Origin of the sequence: Chryseobacterium tongliaonense, from assembly GCF_041224435.1 — a bacterium.
Classification (GTDB): domain Bacteria; phylum Bacteroidota; class Bacteroidia; order Flavobacteriales; family Weeksellaceae; genus Chryseobacterium; species Chryseobacterium tongliaoense.
In genome coordinates this window covers 295,595-314,484 of the sequence record NZ_JBGFFD010000004.1, presented here as the reverse complement: position 1 = coordinate 314,484, position 18,890 = coordinate 295,595, and the positions used below count along the sequence as shown (strand labels likewise).

At 38.1% G+C, this 18,890-nt stretch carries 20 protein-coding genes; 3 read left to right on the top strand and 17 right to left on the bottom strand.

The annotated features are described in order from the left end of the window. Genes AB8P06_RS11405 through AB8P06_RS11365 form a run of 9 tightly spaced genes read right to left on the bottom strand, consistent with a single transcriptional unit; the run spans window position 1 to window position 6,907 of the window. Window positions 1-417 carry a GPW/gp25 family protein gene (locus AB8P06_RS11405; protein WP_369841720.1) on the bottom strand — a complete coding sequence of 139 codons (417 nt, stop codon included), beginning with the start codon at window positions 415-417 and terminating at the stop codon, window positions 1-3. Between the two features lie 13 nt (window positions 418-430). Beyond that, entirely contained in the window at window positions 431-718 is a 288-nt protein-coding gene (locus AB8P06_RS11400) for a PAAR domain-containing protein (protein WP_369841717.1), read from the bottom strand. 1 nt (window position 719) lies between these two features. Next, window positions 720-2,384 (bottom strand): phage baseplate assembly protein V, encoded by a 1,665-nt coding sequence (locus AB8P06_RS11395; protein WP_369841715.1) that lies wholly within the window; start codon window positions 2,382-2,384, stop codon window positions 720-722. An 8-nt stretch (window positions 2,385-2,392) separates the two neighbouring features. Further along, on the bottom strand, window positions 2,393-3,160 hold the full coding sequence (locus AB8P06_RS11390) for a CIS tube protein (RefSeq protein ID WP_369841713.1): 768 nt from the start codon (window positions 3,158-3,160) through the stop codon (window positions 2,393-2,395). Continuing rightward, window positions 3,157-3,330 (bottom strand): DUF5908 family protein, encoded by a 174-nt coding sequence (locus AB8P06_RS11385; RefSeq protein ID WP_369841712.1) that lies wholly within the window; start codon window positions 3,328-3,330, stop codon window positions 3,157-3,159. Before AB8P06_RS11385 ends, AB8P06_RS11390 begins: the two co-directional genes overlap by 4 nt. Window positions 3,331-3,341: 11 nt before the next feature. Further along, the gene (locus AB8P06_RS11380; RefSeq protein ID WP_369841710.1) at window positions 3,342-3,800 is read right to left on the bottom strand and encodes a phage tail protein; all 459 of its coding nucleotides are present in this window, start codon (window positions 3,798-3,800) and stop codon (window positions 3,342-3,344) included. 10 nt (window positions 3,801-3,810) lie between these two features. Continuing rightward, on the bottom strand, window positions 3,811-4,248 hold the full coding sequence (locus AB8P06_RS11375) for a phage tail protein (protein ID WP_369841707.1): 438 nt from the start codon (window positions 4,246-4,248) through the stop codon (window positions 3,811-3,813). 26 nt (window positions 4,249-4,274) lie between these two features. Further along, the gene (locus AB8P06_RS11370; RefSeq protein WP_369841704.1) at window positions 4,275-6,224 is read right to left on the bottom strand and encodes a phage tail sheath C-terminal domain-containing protein; all 1,950 of its coding nucleotides are present in this window, start codon (window positions 6,222-6,224) and stop codon (window positions 4,275-4,277) included. Between the two features lie 11 nt (window positions 6,225-6,235). After that, window positions 6,236-6,907 carry a Pvc16 family protein gene (locus AB8P06_RS11365; protein WP_369841702.1) on the bottom strand — a complete coding sequence of 224 codons (672 nt, stop codon included), beginning with the start codon at window positions 6,905-6,907 and terminating at the stop codon, window positions 6,236-6,238. A 270-nt stretch (window positions 6,908-7,177) separates the two neighbouring features. On the opposite strand from AB8P06_RS11365, the gene AB8P06_RS11360 reads away from it, so the two are divergent. Further along, window positions 7,178-8,509 carry a hypothetical protein gene (locus AB8P06_RS11360; protein ID WP_369841699.1) on the top strand — a complete coding sequence of 444 codons (1,332 nt, stop codon included), beginning with the start codon at window positions 7,178-7,180 and terminating at the stop codon, window positions 8,507-8,509. Window positions 8,510-8,549: 40 nt separating this feature from the next. On the opposite strand, the gene AB8P06_RS11355 is transcribed toward AB8P06_RS11360, so the two are convergent. The 7 genes from AB8P06_RS11355 to AB8P06_RS11325 form a co-directional block, all read right to left on the bottom strand. Then, window positions 8,550-9,215 carry a hypothetical protein gene (locus tag AB8P06_RS11355; protein WP_369841697.1) on the bottom strand — a complete coding sequence of 222 codons (666 nt, stop codon included), beginning with the start codon at window positions 9,213-9,215 and terminating at the stop codon, window positions 8,550-8,552. A 108-nt stretch (window positions 9,216-9,323) separates the two neighbouring features. Beyond that, window positions 9,324-10,013, bottom strand: coding sequence for a hypothetical protein (locus tag AB8P06_RS11350; RefSeq protein WP_369841695.1), 690 nt, complete (start codon window positions 10,011-10,013; stop codon window positions 9,324-9,326). Window positions 10,014-10,210: 197 nt separating this feature from the next. Continuing rightward, complete coding sequence (locus AB8P06_RS11345) at window positions 10,211-10,627, bottom strand: EamA family transporter (protein WP_369841692.1); 417 nt, start codon at window positions 10,625-10,627, stop codon at window positions 10,211-10,213. 11 nt (window positions 10,628-10,638) lie between these two features. After that, window positions 10,639-11,226, bottom strand: a complete 588-nt coding sequence (locus AB8P06_RS11340) for an HD domain-containing protein (protein WP_369841689.1) — start codon at window positions 11,224-11,226, stop codon at window positions 10,639-10,641. 11 nt (window positions 11,227-11,237) lie between these two features. After that, on the bottom strand, window positions 11,238-13,658 hold the full coding sequence (locus AB8P06_RS11335) for a TonB-dependent receptor domain-containing protein (protein ID WP_369841686.1): 2,421 nt from the start codon (window positions 13,656-13,658) through the stop codon (window positions 11,238-11,240). A gap of 83 nt (window positions 13,659-13,741) precedes the next feature. Then, entirely contained in the window at window positions 13,742-14,437 is a 696-nt protein-coding gene (locus AB8P06_RS11330) for a COG4705 family protein (protein WP_369841683.1), read from the bottom strand. A gap of 173 nt (window positions 14,438-14,610) precedes the next feature. Further along, window positions 14,611-15,600: an aldo/keto reductase gene (locus AB8P06_RS11325; RefSeq protein WP_369841681.1), complete on the bottom strand. Its 990-nt coding sequence runs from the start codon at window positions 15,598-15,600 to the stop codon at window positions 14,611-14,613. A gap of 171 nt (window positions 15,601-15,771) precedes the next feature. Between AB8P06_RS11325 and AB8P06_RS11320 the strand changes: the two genes are divergently transcribed. Together AB8P06_RS11320 and AB8P06_RS11315 are read left to right on the top strand one after the other, a co-directional pair. Next, window positions 15,772-17,037, top strand: a complete 1,266-nt coding sequence (locus AB8P06_RS11320; protein ID WP_369841678.1) for an NAD(P)/FAD-dependent oxidoreductase — start codon at window positions 15,772-15,774, stop codon at window positions 17,035-17,037. A 156-nt stretch (window positions 17,038-17,193) separates the two neighbouring features. Further along, window positions 17,194-17,784, top strand: a complete 591-nt coding sequence (locus tag AB8P06_RS11315; protein ID WP_369841675.1) for a YciE/YciF ferroxidase family protein — start codon at window positions 17,194-17,196, stop codon at window positions 17,782-17,784. Between the two features lie 34 nt (window positions 17,785-17,818). Here the strand turns inward: AB8P06_RS11315 and AB8P06_RS11310 are convergent, their stop codons facing one another. Beyond that, entirely contained in the window at window positions 17,819-18,739 is a 921-nt protein-coding gene (locus tag AB8P06_RS11310; RefSeq protein WP_369841672.1) for a DUF3078 domain-containing protein, read from the bottom strand. Window positions 18,740-18,890: the final 151 nt, after the last annotated feature.

The window sequence follows — 18,890 nt, the reverse complement described above, 5'->3', positions numbered from 1 at the left end:
CTAAGTTTTAATATAAGTTCCTTCTTCTAAATAATAAGGAAATACATAATTATGTCTTGAGTTGGTTGTCCGGATGGTGTATTCAATTTCAATTCTGATCATACCTTGTGTATCATTGTTTTCAGAGGCGAAATAAATATCATTCAGATCAATTCTGGGTTCATACATTAAAATGGCATGTTCAATAATGCCTTTGATTTTTGTGAGTAAGGTCACTGTAATATTTTCAAATAACAGCGGACTGAGATCGCATCCGAAATCGGAACGCATCACTCTTTCTGTCAGTTGTGTATTTAAAAGGATCTGCAGGCTTTGATGGATGTCCTGTTCGTCGGAAACCGTCTCAACCGTTCTTGTTACAGGATTGAATGTGGGCGGAAAGCCCCATCCCGTTCCTAAAAAATCGTCTGTTTTCATGTTTTAGTTTTTGTTAACCTCCTATAATCACTGTCGGGCAACCGGCTACGATACTGCCTCCGTGTGCTGTGGAATCTCCCATTCTTGCGGCCGGCTTACCTCCAATCAATACGGATGACGAACCTTTTACAATAGTATCCGGAGGTCCTGTGCAGACACAGCTGTCTCCTACTACCGATGCAGGCATTCCGCCGATCAGTACAGTGGCTCCGCCGGGTAATATCGGACCTCCAACGTGAGGTACCGTTCCTGTGGTCATGGGACATACATGCATGTCACCTGTTCTTGCTGCTGCGGGCATATCAGTTAAGTTTTATGATTGAACCTTTTACATCGAGCGTGGCAGAAGCTGTGAGTTCTGCTTTTGCCGACTCCATTTTAAAATCTTTTTTTGCTTTCAGGATAATATCTTTGCTACTATCCAAAGTGATTCCGTCTGTATTCATGATCAGCTTATTTCCGTTTTCATCTTCGAGTATGAAGCCTTTCTCGTCATCACTGATCAGAAGTTTATTGCCTTTTTTGGTGCTTAATTCAATTGATTTTTTTTGATCGTCCAGTTGTATTCTTGTACCTTCTTTGGTCACAATCCCCTTAGTGTAATTTTCTTTTTCAAGAGGAAACGGCATCGGGTTTTGTGAGCTGTGCAGGCTTCCCAATATCACCGGCGTATCCGGGTTATTTCCCAGACAGCCTACGATCACTTCATCATTTACATTGGGAATAAAATAACCGCCCATTTCGTTGCCTGCAAATAAGGTGGCCAGCCTTGCCCAAACCCCTTCTCCGCTTTCAGAAAGTGTGGGGATTCTTACTTTTATTCTGAACTGGTTGTCCGGATCTTCTTCGATCTGGGTAACAGTTCCGATCTGTAATCCGCTTACAGAATTGGTTTGCCCTGTCTGTGCCTGCTGAGCAGGAATTGATGGCGAACTGCTTTCTGCAAAGGTTTGTTCTGTTTCTATTCCCAGTGTATATTCTGTTTTCCAGCAGGCGTTTTCAATGGTATGAACCTCTTTACTGATCAGTAATTTTTTGTGGTCTATTTCCTGATTTACTTTATTACAGCTGAGAAAATCACCTATTTTGGCTTCTAAATTCCCGAAAGTGGTTACCTGGGCCTGTATCACGGCATGATTGCTTCGCTCCAGGGAAGTTTTCACCATCCGGGTCATGGTTGAAGCTAAAAGCCGGCTTTCATTGAGGGTAAGAACTTTGAGATTCTTTTCAGCTTCCTGTTCGGCTTCTATTTTTTCCAGAGCCTGAGAAGACGCATCCCAATATTCAATAGAGGCTTTGCTCAATTTTTTAGATTCATCTTCCCTCCCTGAAAAACGAAAGACATTAATTCCGTTTTCAGCGGTATATTTTTCATCAGGAGGAGGCTTTAACAGATCTAAAGCATTAAACTCTCCGTTTCTTACGGCTACGATCATTCCGATGGAGTCTAAAAATCCGACCAGATAATCCCACGGGATGGTATGAAGATTATGGGAAATTTTTTCCTGCCCCCAATCCTGCCCGGTAAGGGTATTCCCCAATACCAGAGGCCGGGTAAATGATTTCAGCTTATCTTCAAAGGTCTGATTGTTATTTTCTCTTTCTTCTGAAGGAGTGGTCAGCTGATAGGCATCATCCTTACATTCTACTTTTACGGTTACACAGCTTTCGCTGATTGTTTTTTCAATAGACTTGATAAATCCTTTAAACAGGGTTTGAGGCTTTTTGCTGACGGTTACCTTTATTTCTATTTTTTGCCCTTTTTTCAGCTGATCCGAAGGTAGGGTCGTCTGAGAATCTACACCTGGATTGGATGCCGTAAAAGTGAATTTTGCAAAAGGTATTTTGTTCAGTTCAAAAGTAACCTGCCCTTCTGTTAATAAAGAATCAAGACCATTATTGACACCGTCTGTTAAAAACTCGAGTTTTAGCAGGTCATCGGTTGATATGTAAGATTGAACGGGCATGATTCTGATTATTTAACGGGTGGAAATGATATGTTTTGTCCGGTATTTATTTTTCTGAAGCTCAACAATCGGTTGGTCTGGGCTACGTCTATGTAAAATGATGGGTTTTCATAAATGTTTTCTGCTATAAGAGTCAGCCTGTCATTCATACTCACGGTTCTTACGTGGGTAAGGTCAGGTGATGTTTTATTTTGCTGGGCAACCATCACTTCATAGGTGGCAGTTCCTTTGAAAACACATTTTACTTTTGCTCTGATAGGGCGACCGTCTTTTCTGAAAAGCATGTATTCAATATCCATGCTTTTTAACCGGCACTGCAGTTTGTATCCGCCCCAGAGAAGCTGAAGATAGGCTGTCTGATGGGTACTGCCGTTGTATCCCATGATGAGGTTTTTAAATGCTTCCACATCTTCTTCTACAGATTTTATTTCTGCAAAAGGGTTTACAATGGCGGGCTTCAAAGCATCCAGCACGTCTCCTGCTTTATCCAGTAAAGACATTTCTCCTTTCCCGTCTTTTATTTTTCCGGGAGGTACAACGCCTGAGCTGTCAAAAACAAAGTCAAATGTTACTTCTTCCCCTTCAATCCTGTTAAAACTTAAATCATTGGAAGAGGCTCCTATGGGCTGGCCTTCACAAAAAACCACGTTATGCTTAAGCGTATACTTTTCAGGGTTAAGCTGAACAAAAATGGTCTTCTTAGGCATTGTATATTTATTGTTTTCATATACTTCAATCCTCATTTTGTCTATAATCCCTAATGCTGCTTGTATCATCGTTCATTTTTTTCTTTAAGTTTTTCTAATACTTCACGGGTACACTCTTTAATGAGCTGCGATTTTAATTCCTGCAATTTTAAAGGACTGATCGGCTGGGAGCGGGCAGAATTTACCGGCTCCTCCTCTATTTTTACCTTGATGTGTAATTCTTTGATCCGGATAGGCATTTCAGTACGTATTAAAAGTTAGGTACCGGGAGCTCTTTGAAAAAATTGTATTTCAATGTGATGGTCTCAATGACCATTTTGTTTTCTTCAGCATTGAAATCACTGAATTCATAGCTCAAGGGAATCGCGTGTGATACATACCAGACTTTCAGAGGATTTCCTTTTTCGTTTAATAGAGAAACCACCAGATTGGCCGGGTAAAAAACAAAATCTTCCAATGCCTGATTGCACCACATTGATAAACCGGACATATCTGAAGTTAATCCTCGTTTCAGAACCAGATCCTGATATCCGGAACGGAGCGGCAGCTGATGTTTAAATTTATTTTGCCCTCCTTCGGTATAGGATTCGGTTTCCATTGTCACTTTTAATCCGTTAACACTTTGAAATTTTGTATCAATGCTAAACTGCGGCAACAGTTCAAAGATGACGGAAAAGTAAAAACCGGGTATGGGATTGCTGTCAGGCATGGCATTCAGTTTAAACGTGTTCTACGGTAAACCCGTGATTGGCAATTTCCACTGAGTCTATTGCCGCTTCATTCGCATCAGATTTCATATCGGTGCATTTTAAAGAAACAATGAAACAGTCTTTTACTTTCCATACCACTTTGGGTTCGTGATTTTCATCCAGTAATGAAATGGTGATATTTCTACGTTCTACCGTATTCAGAGCAACGGTATTGTACCAGTCATAGAATTCATTATCGCCGGCAAATACGCCCCTTTTAAGGGTAATATTGCTAAGTTTAAGCATTCCCGGCATTTTCTTTTTAAAGAACTCGGGACTTGAGCCTACGCGATGTTCGATGACATCCATTTCTTTATTTAATCCGGAAACTTCTGTAAAAGCTATTTTACTACCGCCCCATTCTACACTGAAATGAAACTTTGGTAGCGGAAAATCTGTATTTGGCATGATGTATAGTTTTTAAGGTTAAATAATTAAGATTTTTGTTGCATTTGTTTGAATTCAAGGATGATGAATTCTGCAGGTCTTGAAGGTGCATATCCTATTTTTACGATCATTCTGCCTTCTAAAATATCCTGTGCAGACATGGTTTGATTAAGTCCTACCGCAACAAAAAAGGCATGTTCCGGTTTAGCTCCGGCTAATGCGCCGTCATTCCAAAGGGTGGTCAGGTAATTTTCGATCATTCCTTTTACGTTAACCCAGGTTTGGGCAACATTCGGCTCGAATACAAACTGCATGCATGCTTTTTTCACAGATTCTTCAATCATATTGGCAAGCCGTCTTACGTTGATGTAACGCCAGTCGTTGCTGTTTCCTGCTAAAGTTCTGGCTCCCCATACAAGATTTCCTCTGCCCGTAAATTTTCTAATGGCATTGATGGATTTTCCTGTTTCATGGATGTTCATCTCTTCCTGGTCTTTATCATTGATGTCATCTGCCAATCCGATAATTCCGTTTACACTCACATTAGCCGGAGCTTTCCATACGCCGCGTGTGGCATCGGTCTGGGCATAAATCCCTGCAACGGCTCCTGAAGGCGGAACGGTATTCATCGACTGAGACAGCTTGGATACGATCGCTGAGTAGATAGGAATGTTAGAGGTAAGATTATTTTCTTCTGTTGATACATAGTTTTCCAAAGCGCTCACTGCAGAATTCATTGCAGCTATGATCTGGGCATGTAATTTATCCAGGGCTGCCTGTATTTTTGCTTTATCGGCAAGGCCTCCCGTAATTAATGTTTCTGTATACGGATTAGGATTTGTGGCAGCAAAAGAGCCGTTTCTCCATACATGGTCTTCAAATGTAACATTAGGATCAGGATTAAGAACAATGTCAGCAATATCATCAGGATTTGAATCTGCATCTGCGTCAACGGTTTTCAAACCCTGATACGCATCTGTAAAATCAATTAATTTCTGAGCGTACTGTTTAAGAGATACAGAGATAAGCCCCTGCACATAGGTTTTAAAAGGGTTAACAAGAGAAGTGGTCTGTCCCAGAACTCCAAGGAATCCCAATAATTTATTTACATAAGTGGCCGTATTGCTGAAATCATTGGCAATGGTTACTTTATCTTTATTCTTTTCACCCCATTTTACACTGAATCCGTTGTTTGTATCATTAGGAGCTACATTCTGATAGACTTTTTTATAAGTAATATCAAAGCTGTCCAATAATGGCTTTATGGCTAAATCTGTAGCATAAACGGAGGCGAAATCCACTTTGCCGGGAGCACTTCCGTTGATGTCATTGAACCTGAACTGATAAGGGAAGTTAGCCTGTAGATAAGGATAATAGGCAGCACCGTATTTAAGGTTCTGATTTCCTATTTCATCTCTGAAATCTTCGCTGTCGTCCTTCAGATTTGCCGTTTGTTTTACATCCATAATGGTGAATCTGTCCATCAGTTTTCCACACTGCATTAAAGAATGTACCTGCACTGCACCTAAATTAGCAGCAGACAGATTAATCGCATCAGGAAATAAGATCAGAGTGGGCTCATCAAATTTGTTTAATGTATCGATCCCTTCTGTAAATTTGGTTTTTGTTCCGGCATCAAAAGCAGGATTATCCGTATACAACCCGACGGAAACAATATAACATTCTCCGCCTCCATTGGCATAAAATAACCGGAGGCTGTTGTAAAGCTTAAATTTACTTTCCGTAACAGAGCTGTTGTCTGTAGGTAATAAATTGCTGTCAAGATCTACTGTAATCTCTGCAGGGGCCGGAGCTCCGCCAAAATTTTGTTCGTACTCCAGTAAAGAAGAGATTCTCGTAGGTACATTTGAAACTGATGCTTTTTGGGTATAGCCTACAAATGCAGGAATGGCAGTCGCTACCTGAGCGATAGATGGGGGAAATGCATCAATCTCATTGATATATACTCCCGGGGTTTTAATGGCACTAATATTCATGATAATTAATTTTAATTAGTTTCTATGATTTCGTTGTTTTCATTTTTAGTAAAGGTTCCGGATTCAAGATGTCCGGTAGAATCATGAGGATTATTTTCCCAGAGCTGGATTTTAGCTTTTTTAATGATTCCGTCTGTGGAAGTTTCGTTGGCCTGAATAGGGATCATCTGCACCTGATACAGAACTGAAGGCATATATTTCGCGCCGAGGTAAGACCACATCTGGTTGAGCTGGTCGGTTTTTAAGCTTACCATTTCAAATATCAGCTTATCATAAGAACCACTAGCCGGTATGGTTTCCGATAAATTCGGAGACTGCCAGTAGAAGATACGCTGATTTTGAAAATACCGGATCACAACCTCCAGTTTGTCTATTCCTTCGGCATATTTAGACTGGTCTATATTGTAAGAGGCAAATAAGAGTGATAAAATTAAATTCTGGGCAGGGTTTTTATATCTTTCTATACCATTGTCCGGTGAAATGTAATTTTTGTATAAAGACTGATTTTTAAGTACTTTATCTTCTTCTATATTGACAACGGATAAAATAATGGATGATTTGGAAGACAGAAATTCATCACCATCATTAAGCGTCGCTATATTGGCTAATTCAACAATCGGGGCTCCCACTATTTCAGCATTGACAGCGGAAACAATTTTGGAAAGAAAATCTGTGACTTTCATGGTAGTAGTTTTATACAGACAAATTTGCTGTATATCAATTACTTAAATCGTAGTAGAAACCCCATATGTGGTATGGGGAAAACCCTATTTTTTCAATTACATTGATAAATAACCTGCTATAAATGTTTATTTTGAAATATAGTTTAATGGGAAAATGACCTGATTTTACTTGTGTTTAGCTTCTTTTTATAAAGTAAAAAATCACCCTTATGGGGTATTGATATCGGGAAGAAAAAATTGAAATTTTGTAATAAACTAAAACCTGATACCATGAAAATTTTTAAATCAACCCTTACTATCTGTAGTCTGGTCTTTTATTCTGTGTTATTTTCTCAAAAAGACAAGAATAATTATGTAAGTTATCATAAGCCTTTAATCTTAGATGAACTTAAATATTGTACACTCGAATATTATAAAAATGATATTGATAGTTTGAATGAAAAAGAGAATAAAAAATTTATAAGAACAAGAAAAGAGGATGACAAATGGGTTTTCAATAATCAAATGTTAGCTGTCTTTTTCAATAATGAAATCAATTCTTTTGCCGTAACGATGAAAGATCTTTCCTTAGATCCGAATATTGTAAGTGTAAATACGGACAATAAAACGCTTACCGTCGGGAGAAATATCAATTTACAGAATAACAAGAACAGGCCGGATAAAGATTTAAGAAAAATTTCCAATATGCTCTCTGTAAGCGCAACTTCAAGTATAGATAAAAGTTTCTCCAAAATCTATTCTAAAAACAATAAGACCAATGAATATGATTTTGCCAGTGAAATCAGTTTGAACTTCAAGTTTACCCATATCAATAATAATATTATCGGGACTTATAATAAACATAGAACCCAGATTGAAAAATTCAGAAATGAAAAAATTGAAAAGTATTTACAATCTGAGTTTGAGAAAGATGAAGAATTGAAAGATCCCTCAAATGTTGATATTGGGAAAAAGTATTATGAATATTATAAAAAGATTGCAGACAAAGAAGTCAAAAATATAAAGGATAATACCTTATTCAGTAGTTATAAGTTAAGTTGGTGGGGTGTAAATGTGAGTGTACCATTAACGAAAAAAGTGATCAATGTAAAATCAACAAAAACGGTCGGAAACTTTGATAGTAAAGAATTCTACAGCTGGAAAGCGGAACTGTTCTTTAACGGCTTATACCATATTCCGGGTTACCTGAAGGGAACTACATTGAACGGAAGAATATCTGGTTCGGTTTTTAACAATAATAATTTCATAGCCAATAATACGAGCGCAGTGACTTTTCAAACAATTGCCGACCAGAATTCAACCCAGCAAATTTTAAATCCTGCCGATCTGGTATTTATCGGAGATTATGAGAGGTTTGCAACTACCGCTTTAAAATTAGAAGGAGCTTCTTTATTTTTTAATAATACAATCGGGGTAAGTGCTGCCCTTGAAAAAAACTTCGGAACCTACGATGCCTTAAACTGGAAGCTTGGAATTCCCGTAAGTTTGAAAGACAAAGACAAAAAACCTAGTTTGAATTTTGAAATGCAGTGGCATGAAATAAACAAAGTACACGTCTTAGGAATAAGCGTAGGTTATATTTTCGGGAAATTTGTGAGATAGAAAAATTTACAATTTTAAAAGATCAGCTCCAGTTTTGTCATTATTTTTTACTTTCCGTATCAAATTCTGAATAAATTTCTACAAAATTTTTATTTGTACGTAAGAAATCTACCGGTAAATAATGTAAGGTTGACCTGCCCAGAAAGGTTTTATTGATTCCGCTCAGCTTTTTTTCACTCAGGGACGGGCTTATTTTGAACTGACTGATAGAATGAAGAAGATAATAAACAAATTCAGAACAATACATTTTATGATGATCATTAAAATCAAAATCGAAATCAAACTTTGTATTTGTTTTTTGCAGGCTGTCTATAGTAGATCTTAATTTACTTAACTGGGCGTCAGAAATTTTTTCCTGGCTTTTCCAGACTTCGGCTCCGATTATTTTTTCATTTTTGGCCTGGTAAAAGTCTTCGACTGTGGAAGACCAGATGTCGTTTTTGGTTTTCTTTACGTCTTTTTCCAGGATATGATAAATGGTGAACTTATTTTTTTCGTCTGTAAGGCCAATTGCAATATGAGACATTTGAGAGCCCCATTTATTGTAAGATTGTGCAATAATCCCGTTTTTGGAATCGGTCTTTCTGTAAAATAAATAAATACGGTTTTTCTCCGGAATGATCTTTTTTATATTATCGCCTAACATTTTTTTCTTGCTGCAGCCTATTCCCAGAAGCATTAACAAGACTAAAGAATATTTATACATTAAAACAGATTAGCTATTTGACCCCTTACCAATACATATTAAAAATGGAGGTAATTTTTAAGAAGAATTGAGCTCCTTTAAAATTACCTCCTATGTTTTTTCAGATGATTATTTATTTCCACCTACAAAGAAACCTACCACAAAGCCGATAACAGCACCTGCAGCAGTTCCCCAAGGGCCAAAAAGAGAACCGATCTCAGCTCCACCTATAGCATACAGACAGCCTGTTGCAAATCCTAAAACAGGATCAAGAACTCTGCTTGCTGAATTCGGGTGAGCTATTGAATATTGTATATAATCCTGCTGGAAGTACACGATGTCTTTTAATAAGTCTTTTTCTTCCTGAGATAAAGCACTGAATTCAGTACTTTCAAGGCTTGATGAAATATCCTGACCGCTTTCAAGTAGTCCCATTTGCTGGGCAAAATATTCAGAATGTTGCAGCTCCAGGCTAAGACCTTTTAATCCGCTTTGTTTCATCAAAGGAACATAGCTGATAATCTTGTTCACCATCTCAACAGTAACCAATTCTTTTCCCTGAAATTCAACACCAGCCAAAGACTTGTCAATCAATTCTTTTGTGATTTCTGTATCAGGTTTGAAACCATTTTCATCTAACGAGTTGGCAACTGCTAAACTGGTTTCAGTGAAATGGAAACTGCTGTTTACTAATTGCGAACCGGTAGTTATGTTTTTAGATGTTGAAGCGTCCGGTGACGTTGAAAAAGATTCATTCTGGCATCCTGTTAAAAAAAATACCATTGCTACTGAAGATACGACACTTAAAGTTTGTCTCATAATAATTATTTAAAAGTTTTAATGTTACTTAGTTTTCAGCAAAAATATAAAAATATGTAAATGAAAAAAATAAATTTATTTTTATTTTTTATTAAATATTTGTTATGAGATACGGCTGTATGATTATAAATGAATAATTGTTATGCGAGAATTGGTTGAAATATTTTTACGAAAAGATGAAGATAATTACCCTCGATCTACTTCCAGGCAAAAACCAGCGTACCACTGATGATAAGTAATGCACCGATTACGGTTTTCAATGTTAGACTTTCTTTAAAAAAGATGACCGATAAAATAATTGCAATAGCTACACTTAATTTATCGACAGAAGCAACCTGTGAGACATTTCCGATTTGTAAAGCTTTAAAATAAAATAACCACGACAAGCCGGTAGCGATGCCCGACAGGACGAGAAAAATGATGTTTATTTTTGACAAGGAACCGATTTCCTGGCCTTCCCCTTTTATCAATACGATACTCCATACCATGACGAGAATGATCACCGTTCTGATGCCGGTAGCCAGGTTGGAATTGATATTACTCACTCCTATTTTTGCGAAAATGGCTGTGAATGCCGCAAATAAAGCTGATAATAAAGCGTAATAAAACCACATAATTCAGATATTTATTTAGGTTGTAACAATTGGATATTGACTTCTTTAAACCTGGAAAGCACCTGTTTCCCATAATCTGTATAATACTGATGCTGAATAAGAAAGCTACAGTTTTTGATGCACCATTCTTCATCAGTATACACCAGTCCGAAGAAGGTTTCAAATTCCTGTCTTATAGCCTGTTCGTATCTCGGATAACAGGGTTTTGTAAAATGATAAAAATCCGCATCACAGAGCACTTTTTCTACCAATGAAGATGGGTTCTGAGGATATTTTGTAGATTCAATACAGCTTAAAACAGCTTCGATGAAATCCTGCTGACATCCGGTATTATTCAGAAAATTTACTGCTATTTTTTTGCTTTCCTCTTCGTGTCCGCTATACGTATGAGCATAGCCGCAGTCATGAAACCAGGCCGCAACCCGTAAAACTGTCATTTCCTCTTCAGAAAGACGGCTTTGTATTCCTATTTCTTCTGCTGCCTGCACGACATCTAAAGTGTGATCTATTGTATGGAAATGCAGATTGGCTGAAAGATTTTCGGTAAGAAACGGAATTACGAAACCGCTTACATTCTCTATTAAATTATTTGTACTCATGATGTACTGTTTTAAAATTTATAATTATATCCCAGCCTTACAACCTGGGTTTCATAATAATCATTACTTGTGTAAGCAAATCCGTTCCCACGGATGTTTTTCTTAATAACCATGGTATTCAGCAGATCGGTGGCATTCAGGAATATTTCTCCTTTTCCTTTCTGAACTGATTTTTTCAATCCCATATCTACAGAAAACCTGGAATTGGTTTTGCCCTGCGGAATGACATTCGGAGCCAGATAAACTGCGGAAACCTGCACATCAAGCCCTTTGGCAAAATGGAATACATTATTCAGTTTCACATTTCCGGAAATGGCAGACTGCTTTTCCGCTGAAAACAGGGTCGGTTCCGGATACAGATTTTCTACTGAAAAAGCATTGATCTGATTCCTGTATATGTTTCCGTTAAGGGTCAATGAATAAACAGAAGATATTTTCTGGTTCCAGATGGCTTCCAGGCCTGTATTATAGCTTTTCCCTGCGTTCTGGAACACAGCATAAATAAGCGTATTCTGAGGAACGGTACTTGAGATTCTTGTAATGGTGCCATCTGCAAAACGATGATACAATGCCGAATACAAATAGCCATTATCCCAATTGTATTTATACCCGAGCTCGATGGAATTGGTAAACTGTGGCCGTAATCCCGGGTTTCCTACTTTTATAATTTCGGCATCATCATATTTCGGGAAAATCCGGATATCTACTTCATTGGGTCGGTCTACCCTTCTGTTGTAGAACACGGAAAGTTTATGACGATCATTCAGCTTATAAGCCAGCCTCAGATTGGGAAACGGTTGGGTATAATGATAGCCGTCACTTTTATAGGTGGGATGATTGGGGTTTACATCATATTGAATTTTCACATATTCAAGCCTTACACCAAGCTCGGCTTCCCATTTTTTATTTTCAAAAATATAATTCCCGTAAACAGCAGGAATTAATTCTTTATAATCTGCCCAGCCGCCCGCATTGGCATCTAAGACAGAATTGGTGCCCGGAATGAAATTCATATCAGTAGGAATATTTCTGTTTCTCAGCTTGATTCCTGTTTCAATCCGGCCGTATTTCAACGGTTTTACATAGTCAATATTGAAATCGTATACCTGCTCATCAGAAAGGAGTTTAAAGGCATCGGTACCCGTAGAATTCGGAAGATAATTGTCATAGAAATATTTTTCGTCTTCTCTGTGAAACGTGTAATTGAATCCGACATTGAGTACATGGCCGGCTTCTTTGAATTTATGCTGATAAGAAGCGGTAGCCATAGCCGTGGTTTTCAGTTCGTCTTCCAGAAACTGCCATAGCCGGAGCCGTTGAGAAAGGTCTCCGTTAAAAAAAGGCTGATCTCCCCGGTCTATAATTTTTTCACTTCCGTAGAGCCCGGAAACGGTTAATGTGTTCTGAGAATTGATGTTCCAGTCTATTCCTGCTTTGGTTGTAAGAAAATTGGTGTTTCTGTTTCTTTTTAACTGGGAATTGATCATGGTACCATCGTCATAGGTACGGGTTACAAATTCATTCTTGTTAAGAGTATGCGTGTACAAATTATCTGCCTGAAGAAAAATATTGATCTTATCTTTTCTGTAATTAAGAGAAACCGAAGGATTGATTTTCGGGGTTAAAGTATATTGCGGCCTTATGCCGGGAAGGTTTTCTTTTTTTACCCAGAGAGCTCCTAATCCCGTGGTGAAGCCGGCTTTACCGTTCCATCCGTTTTGCTTGTTTTTTTTCATGATAATGTTGATGATTCCTGCATTACCATTGGCATCATATTTTGATGACGGATTGTTGATGATCTCAATCTTATCGATTGCGGAAGACGGAATATTATCCAGTCCGGTCTGGCTTCCGAAACCTGTAAGTGCGGTTTGTCTGCCGTCAATTAAAACAGTTATTTTATCATTTCCCCTTAGCTGTACTTTCCCGTCCTGAACAGTTATACCCGGTAAATTCTGCATGCTCTGCAAAACGGAACCTCCGCTTTGGCTGATATTGTCGGCTACAGAATAGGTTTTTTTATCAAGCTGGCTGCTTACTTCATTTTTTTTGGAACCTGTTAAAACGATTTCTTCGATTTTTGTTTCTTTTTCCTGTTTTTTTTCAAGTTCAACCACAGGGATTTCAAGGAATTCGGATAAGCTGCCGATAAAAACAGGCTGTGTTTGCACATCATATCCCGGGATGGAAATCTCCAGGTTATAATTGTCAGGTTTTATGCCTGTAATAGAAAACCTTCCCTCTTCATTGGTGATGGTTCCGGATACAAATGTATTGTCTTTTGATGTTTTTAAAATAATATTAGTGTAAGGCAGTGTAGCTTTGTCCTTATCAGTTACCAAACCGGAAAGTGTAACGGAGGTGACCTGCGCAAAGGCTGTACAAGAAAAAGCAATTAGCATCAGGAAAAGTAAAAATCGTATTTTATTCATTCTGTTTTTATCTTTAAACTCTTTTAAGAATTTTAATTTTATAGTACAATAATGCGGACTGATTTAGAAGAAATTTTGAATATCTAGTTTTGAAGCCTTTCTTTTCCCTGTTGGGAGTGAGAAATGAAAATCATTAAAAAAAGAAGGACAAGGGAAACCAGAGATGCATTGAGAGTACCGAGATTAAGCCCGCCATGAACAATCGGTTTAGTGAGGAAATCTCCAAAAGTGGCACCGAAAGGCCTTGTGAAAACGAAAGCAATCCAGAAGAGGACCACCTGATTGATTTTTGTGAAATAATGAAGCAGAATCACGAGCAGTATAATGATTCCGGTGATAGCGGCTCCGTTCAGATAACTTAAACCCAGATTATCACTCAGGAAATCTCCGAATGCCGTCCCTAAATTGTTTGAGAAAAGAATGGCAATCCAGTAATAGACCTCTTTATTCCTTTCAAAAATAGGATAAACTTCAAGGCTGCGGTATTTTTTGTACCATAGAAAAAGAGTGAAAAGAAGCCCACCCACCAATAATAAGCTGCCGATTAAATATCCTGCTTTTAAGGTTCTGTCGATAAAATCAGAAATTTCCGTGCCTAAGGTTGTTGTTCCCACAATGACCATCCAATAAATAAACGGAATATATCTTTTAACCTTTAATTGTACTGATATAATGATGCTGAAAAATAGTAAAGTGACGACAATCCCTATAGTATAGCCTAAATTGAGCGTCATGGAAATAAAAATCTCCCAGAGTTTCCCCCAATGTCGTCGCCACAATTTTCATTAACCAGAAAAGAACGGTTACTGCGGCTACCTTATTTACTGTTTTCATTTTTGATTCAAAATTCCCATCCAATTCTGTAGAAATTCTGAATCCTGAATACACTTTAACAGATAAAAAGAATGTGAGCCCATGACAGACTCACATTTTTTTAGTAAAACTCAATGGATTATTCCGGAGTCTGGGCTTTTTGATAAATCAATCCCTCAGCTTTCAATTCATTCCAGAAATCGGCCGGAATATTTTCGTGAAGGGCATTTACATTATCCTGAACCTGTTCAGTTTTGCTTGCCCCCGGAATAATCGATGCAAACTCGTCTGCAGCCAAAACAAAATGAAGAGCAGCGTGTACAACATTGGTATTGTACTTTTTTGCAATTTCATTAATCCGGTCACGCTTTTCTGTCATTCCTTTGGGAATAATTTCTTTGTAATTATAGCGGTCTCTTCCCGTTATAAACCCGGAATTATATCCTGCTCCCGAAACAAGCTTTACACCTGCTTTCTTTACAGCCGGAAGTAACCGGTCTACCGCATCTTCATGCTCCAAAATCGAATATTGTGTAGCCGAAAGACAGATATCCGGGTCAGCAGCTTCAATACAATCCAGGATCGGTTCGATTTTATTGACGCCCATTCCCCAGGCTTTGATAATGCCCTGATTCCGTAATTCCGAGAGTGCCTTAAACGCCCCTTTTTTTGCCTGTTCCAAAAAATACGGATAACGGTCTCCTACCTGGTCTTCCGAAAGGTCATGAATATAAACGATATCAATATGATTAAGCCCCGTTCTTTCCAGGCTGCCTGCAATGGATCTTTTGATACCATCGGCAGTATAATCATGCTTAAAATCATAATTCAGTGGTTTTTTCCACATGGTAGGCGGAACATCAGATTCCGGGACTTCTTTAAACAGCCTTCCTACTTTTGTAGAAAATATAAAATCAGATCTGTCTTTACCGGCCAGAAATTCTCCAAACCGTCTTTCACTTTTCGTAAGGCCATACCAGGGTGATGTATCATAATACCTGATCCCGAGATCCCATGCTTTCTGTAAAACATCATGAGCTTCTTCATCCGTTACATTTTCAAAAGCGGTTCCTATGGCAACTCCTCCCAGTCCAAGCCTGTGCGTTTTTGTTAGAATGTCTGTTTTCATAATTGTAATATTTAAAGTGTTTGGTTTTACATAAGATGCAAACATCATGCATTTATCAGAAATAAATGAATACACGTAAATAAAATAAAGTTGTATTTTCTATGTTTTACAGATTGAATCTTTGGTCTTATTATTGAAGGAATATGATGACCAATTCAATATCAATCTATTATGAAAAAACATATTATCATTGTAGGCGGAGGATTTGCAGGAATCAACCTAATCAAAGCCTTACAGAACGACGGGAGGTTTCTCATTACGCTGGTTGATAAAAATAATTATCATTTTTTTCCACCGCTCATTTACCAGGTTGCTACTTCGTTTATTGAGGCATCGAATATCAGTTATCCGTTCCGGAAGCTGTTTTCCAACAATAAAAATGTACGTTTTCATATGGGGAATTTTCTCAGAGTCATTCCGGAAAGTAAAACTATTGAGACCGATACGGGAAACCTGAGTTATGATGATCTCGTTCTTGCTCTGGGAACAGAATCGAATTTCTTCGGAATGGAAAACGTGCAGAAATATGCACTTCCTATGAAAAATATTGAAGAAGCACTTTATTTAAGAAATCATATTCTTCTTAACCTCGAAGAAGCAGCCCGGAATAAAGATTTAAAAATAGCCCAGAAGCTCCAGAATGTAGTCATTGCAGGTGGTGGTCCCACCGGAGTGGAACTGGCGGGAATGCTGGCCGAAATGGGAAGGTATATTGCTGAAAAAGAATATCCGGAAATCAAGCTGGCCCTTTCTAACCTGTATCTTATTGATGCGTTGCCTACCCTGCTTTCACCCATGAGCAAAAAAGCACAGGAAACGGCTTATCAAACCCTGGAGAAACTCGGCGTGAAAATTATTCTGAATGTTTCAGTGAAAGACTATGTTGATAGGAAAGTCATTCTGTCTGACGGAAAATCAATAGAAACAGAAACGCTGATCTGGACTTCGGGTGTCATAGGACGTGAAGTTCCCGGTATCCCGGAAGATCGTGTCGGACATGGCAGAAGAATCCTGGTGAATGCGTACAATCAGGTAGAAGGGATGTCCAACATCTATGTACTGGGAGATCTGTGCCTTCAGCTTACCGATCAATATCCCAAAGGTCATCCACAGCTTGCACAGGTCGCAATCCAGCAGGGTAAAAATCTCGGAAGGAATTTTAAGCGGATAGAAGATGAAAAAGTATTGGTTCCGTTTGAATATGATGACAAGGGAAGCATGGCTATTATTTCAAAATTCAATGCGGTTGTAGATCTTCCGAAATTTTCATTTAAAGGTTTTATTGCCTGGCTGACCTGGCTGTTTATTCATATCATTCCGTTGGTGGGATTTGGAAATAAAATTCGTCTTGCAATGGATTGGTTCAGGTTATTCATCACCAATAACCCATCCATCAGACTGATCCTTTACCCTGACCGGAATTCGAGCAAGGATTAGCTTTTTCGTATGGATTATCGAGGGAAGTTTAATTTTATTTATTAAAAAAATACATACCACATCTGGCTTCAATACGGTATAATGACTGTTTTTGGTCTTATAATTGTAGGTAATAGACTAATCTTATCACAATTCTAATCACTAAATCATATTATTATGGAAACTAAAACACCACGTAAAAGCGCGGCTGTAAAAAAGACGCCGGCTAAAAAAACAACCGCTTCAAAAGCTACGGGTAAAACGCCAGCCAAAAAAGATGCTGCCAAGCAACTGAAAGACCTTTTTGAAGATTCATTAAAGGATATTTACTGGGCAGAGAAAGCATTAACTAAAGCACTTCCTAAAATGCAGAAAAATGCAACCAGCGAGAAATTAAAAAGTGCGATAGAAAGCCATCTTGCTGAAACAAAAATGCACGTGGCCAGGCTTGAAGAATGTTTTAAAGCATTAGGAAAAAAAGCCCAGGCTAAAAAATGTGATGCGATGCAGGGACTGCTCGATGAAGGTAAAAGCATTATGGAAGAAACTGAACCTGGCGCAGTAAGAGATGTTGGTATTATTGCAGCTGCCCAAAAAGTGGAACATTATGAGATTGCAACTTACGGTACGCTAGCTGCCTATGCCAAGATTCTTAAAGAAGACAAATGTCTCAAGGCACTTTTAAAAACGCTCGGTGAAGAAAAGAAATGTGATGAGCTGCTCACCAAAATTGCAGATACGGCTTTAAACAGTAAAGCTGCTAAATAAAAAAAGAGGCGATTAAGCCTCTTTTTCTGTTATATTATTTTAACCAGGTCTGGTTATTCTTATTTTCAGAACGTTTTTTACCGTTGTCAATATTGTAGGCAAATCCTACGCCTAAAGTCTGTTTCAGCTGGGTCTTCTGAATCTGGTTATGATCATACAGCAGATCCAGGGTGATATTGGTGGAAATAAATTTATTGATCTTCATATTTAAAATTCCGCTGTAAGAAAGGACCAGTCTTTCCGGATGGTCTAAATAATTTGAAAATACTGAAGCGGTGTTGGTCAGGTTGATATTTTCCATGATTTTGATCTTATAGATCGCTGTTCCCAGGAAACCGAACTGGAACAAAGAAGAATCGCCGTCATTTTTCAATCCGTAAGTTCCGGCATGCTGAAGATCCTCATCCAATACGAAGGTCCACCTTGCATTCGCCGGGCGTAATGTTACAGTGAGATTATCATTGGGGCGGTACGTAACTCCTACTCCGATATTCAGATAACCGGGAGCCATAAAATTCGAAATTTTAGCTGCTTCAGGATTGTTACCGTCTTCATAACCTGCTGCAAACTGGGTCTGTAAGCCAAGTCCGCCGGACAGGTACCAGTTTTTTGCAAATTCTCTTCCATAATTGGTGGAAAGATTGATTACATCCTGGGTTTTTCGGGTTCCTATTCCTTTTGTATTATTTTGTCCGTAGCCAAGAATAATAATATTTTCCCAAAGGTCTTTTCCTTTTTCATAAGTAAGATTGTAGTTCACTCCGGCAAGCCAGCCCACATTATTGGCTCCCCCGCCAACCCAGTTTGAAAAAGCTGCCTGGTTAAGCATCAAAGTATTTTGTCCCTGGATGCTCCATGCTTTTGTTGTATCTATTGCAGGAGCTTCAGGCTTTACTTCCTGTGCATTGGCAAATATCCCTATCAGGATGGAAAAGGGTAATAGAATTTTTTTCATAGTTTAGAGATTTATCATACAAAAATAACAATATAATTTTTGTTGGAAAATAATAAATAATAAACTTAAACCTACTTAAAATCAATATTTTTCATTATTTTTTAAATACTAATTAAAAGTTTTTAAGTATTTGCTCCTATGAATTTTAATT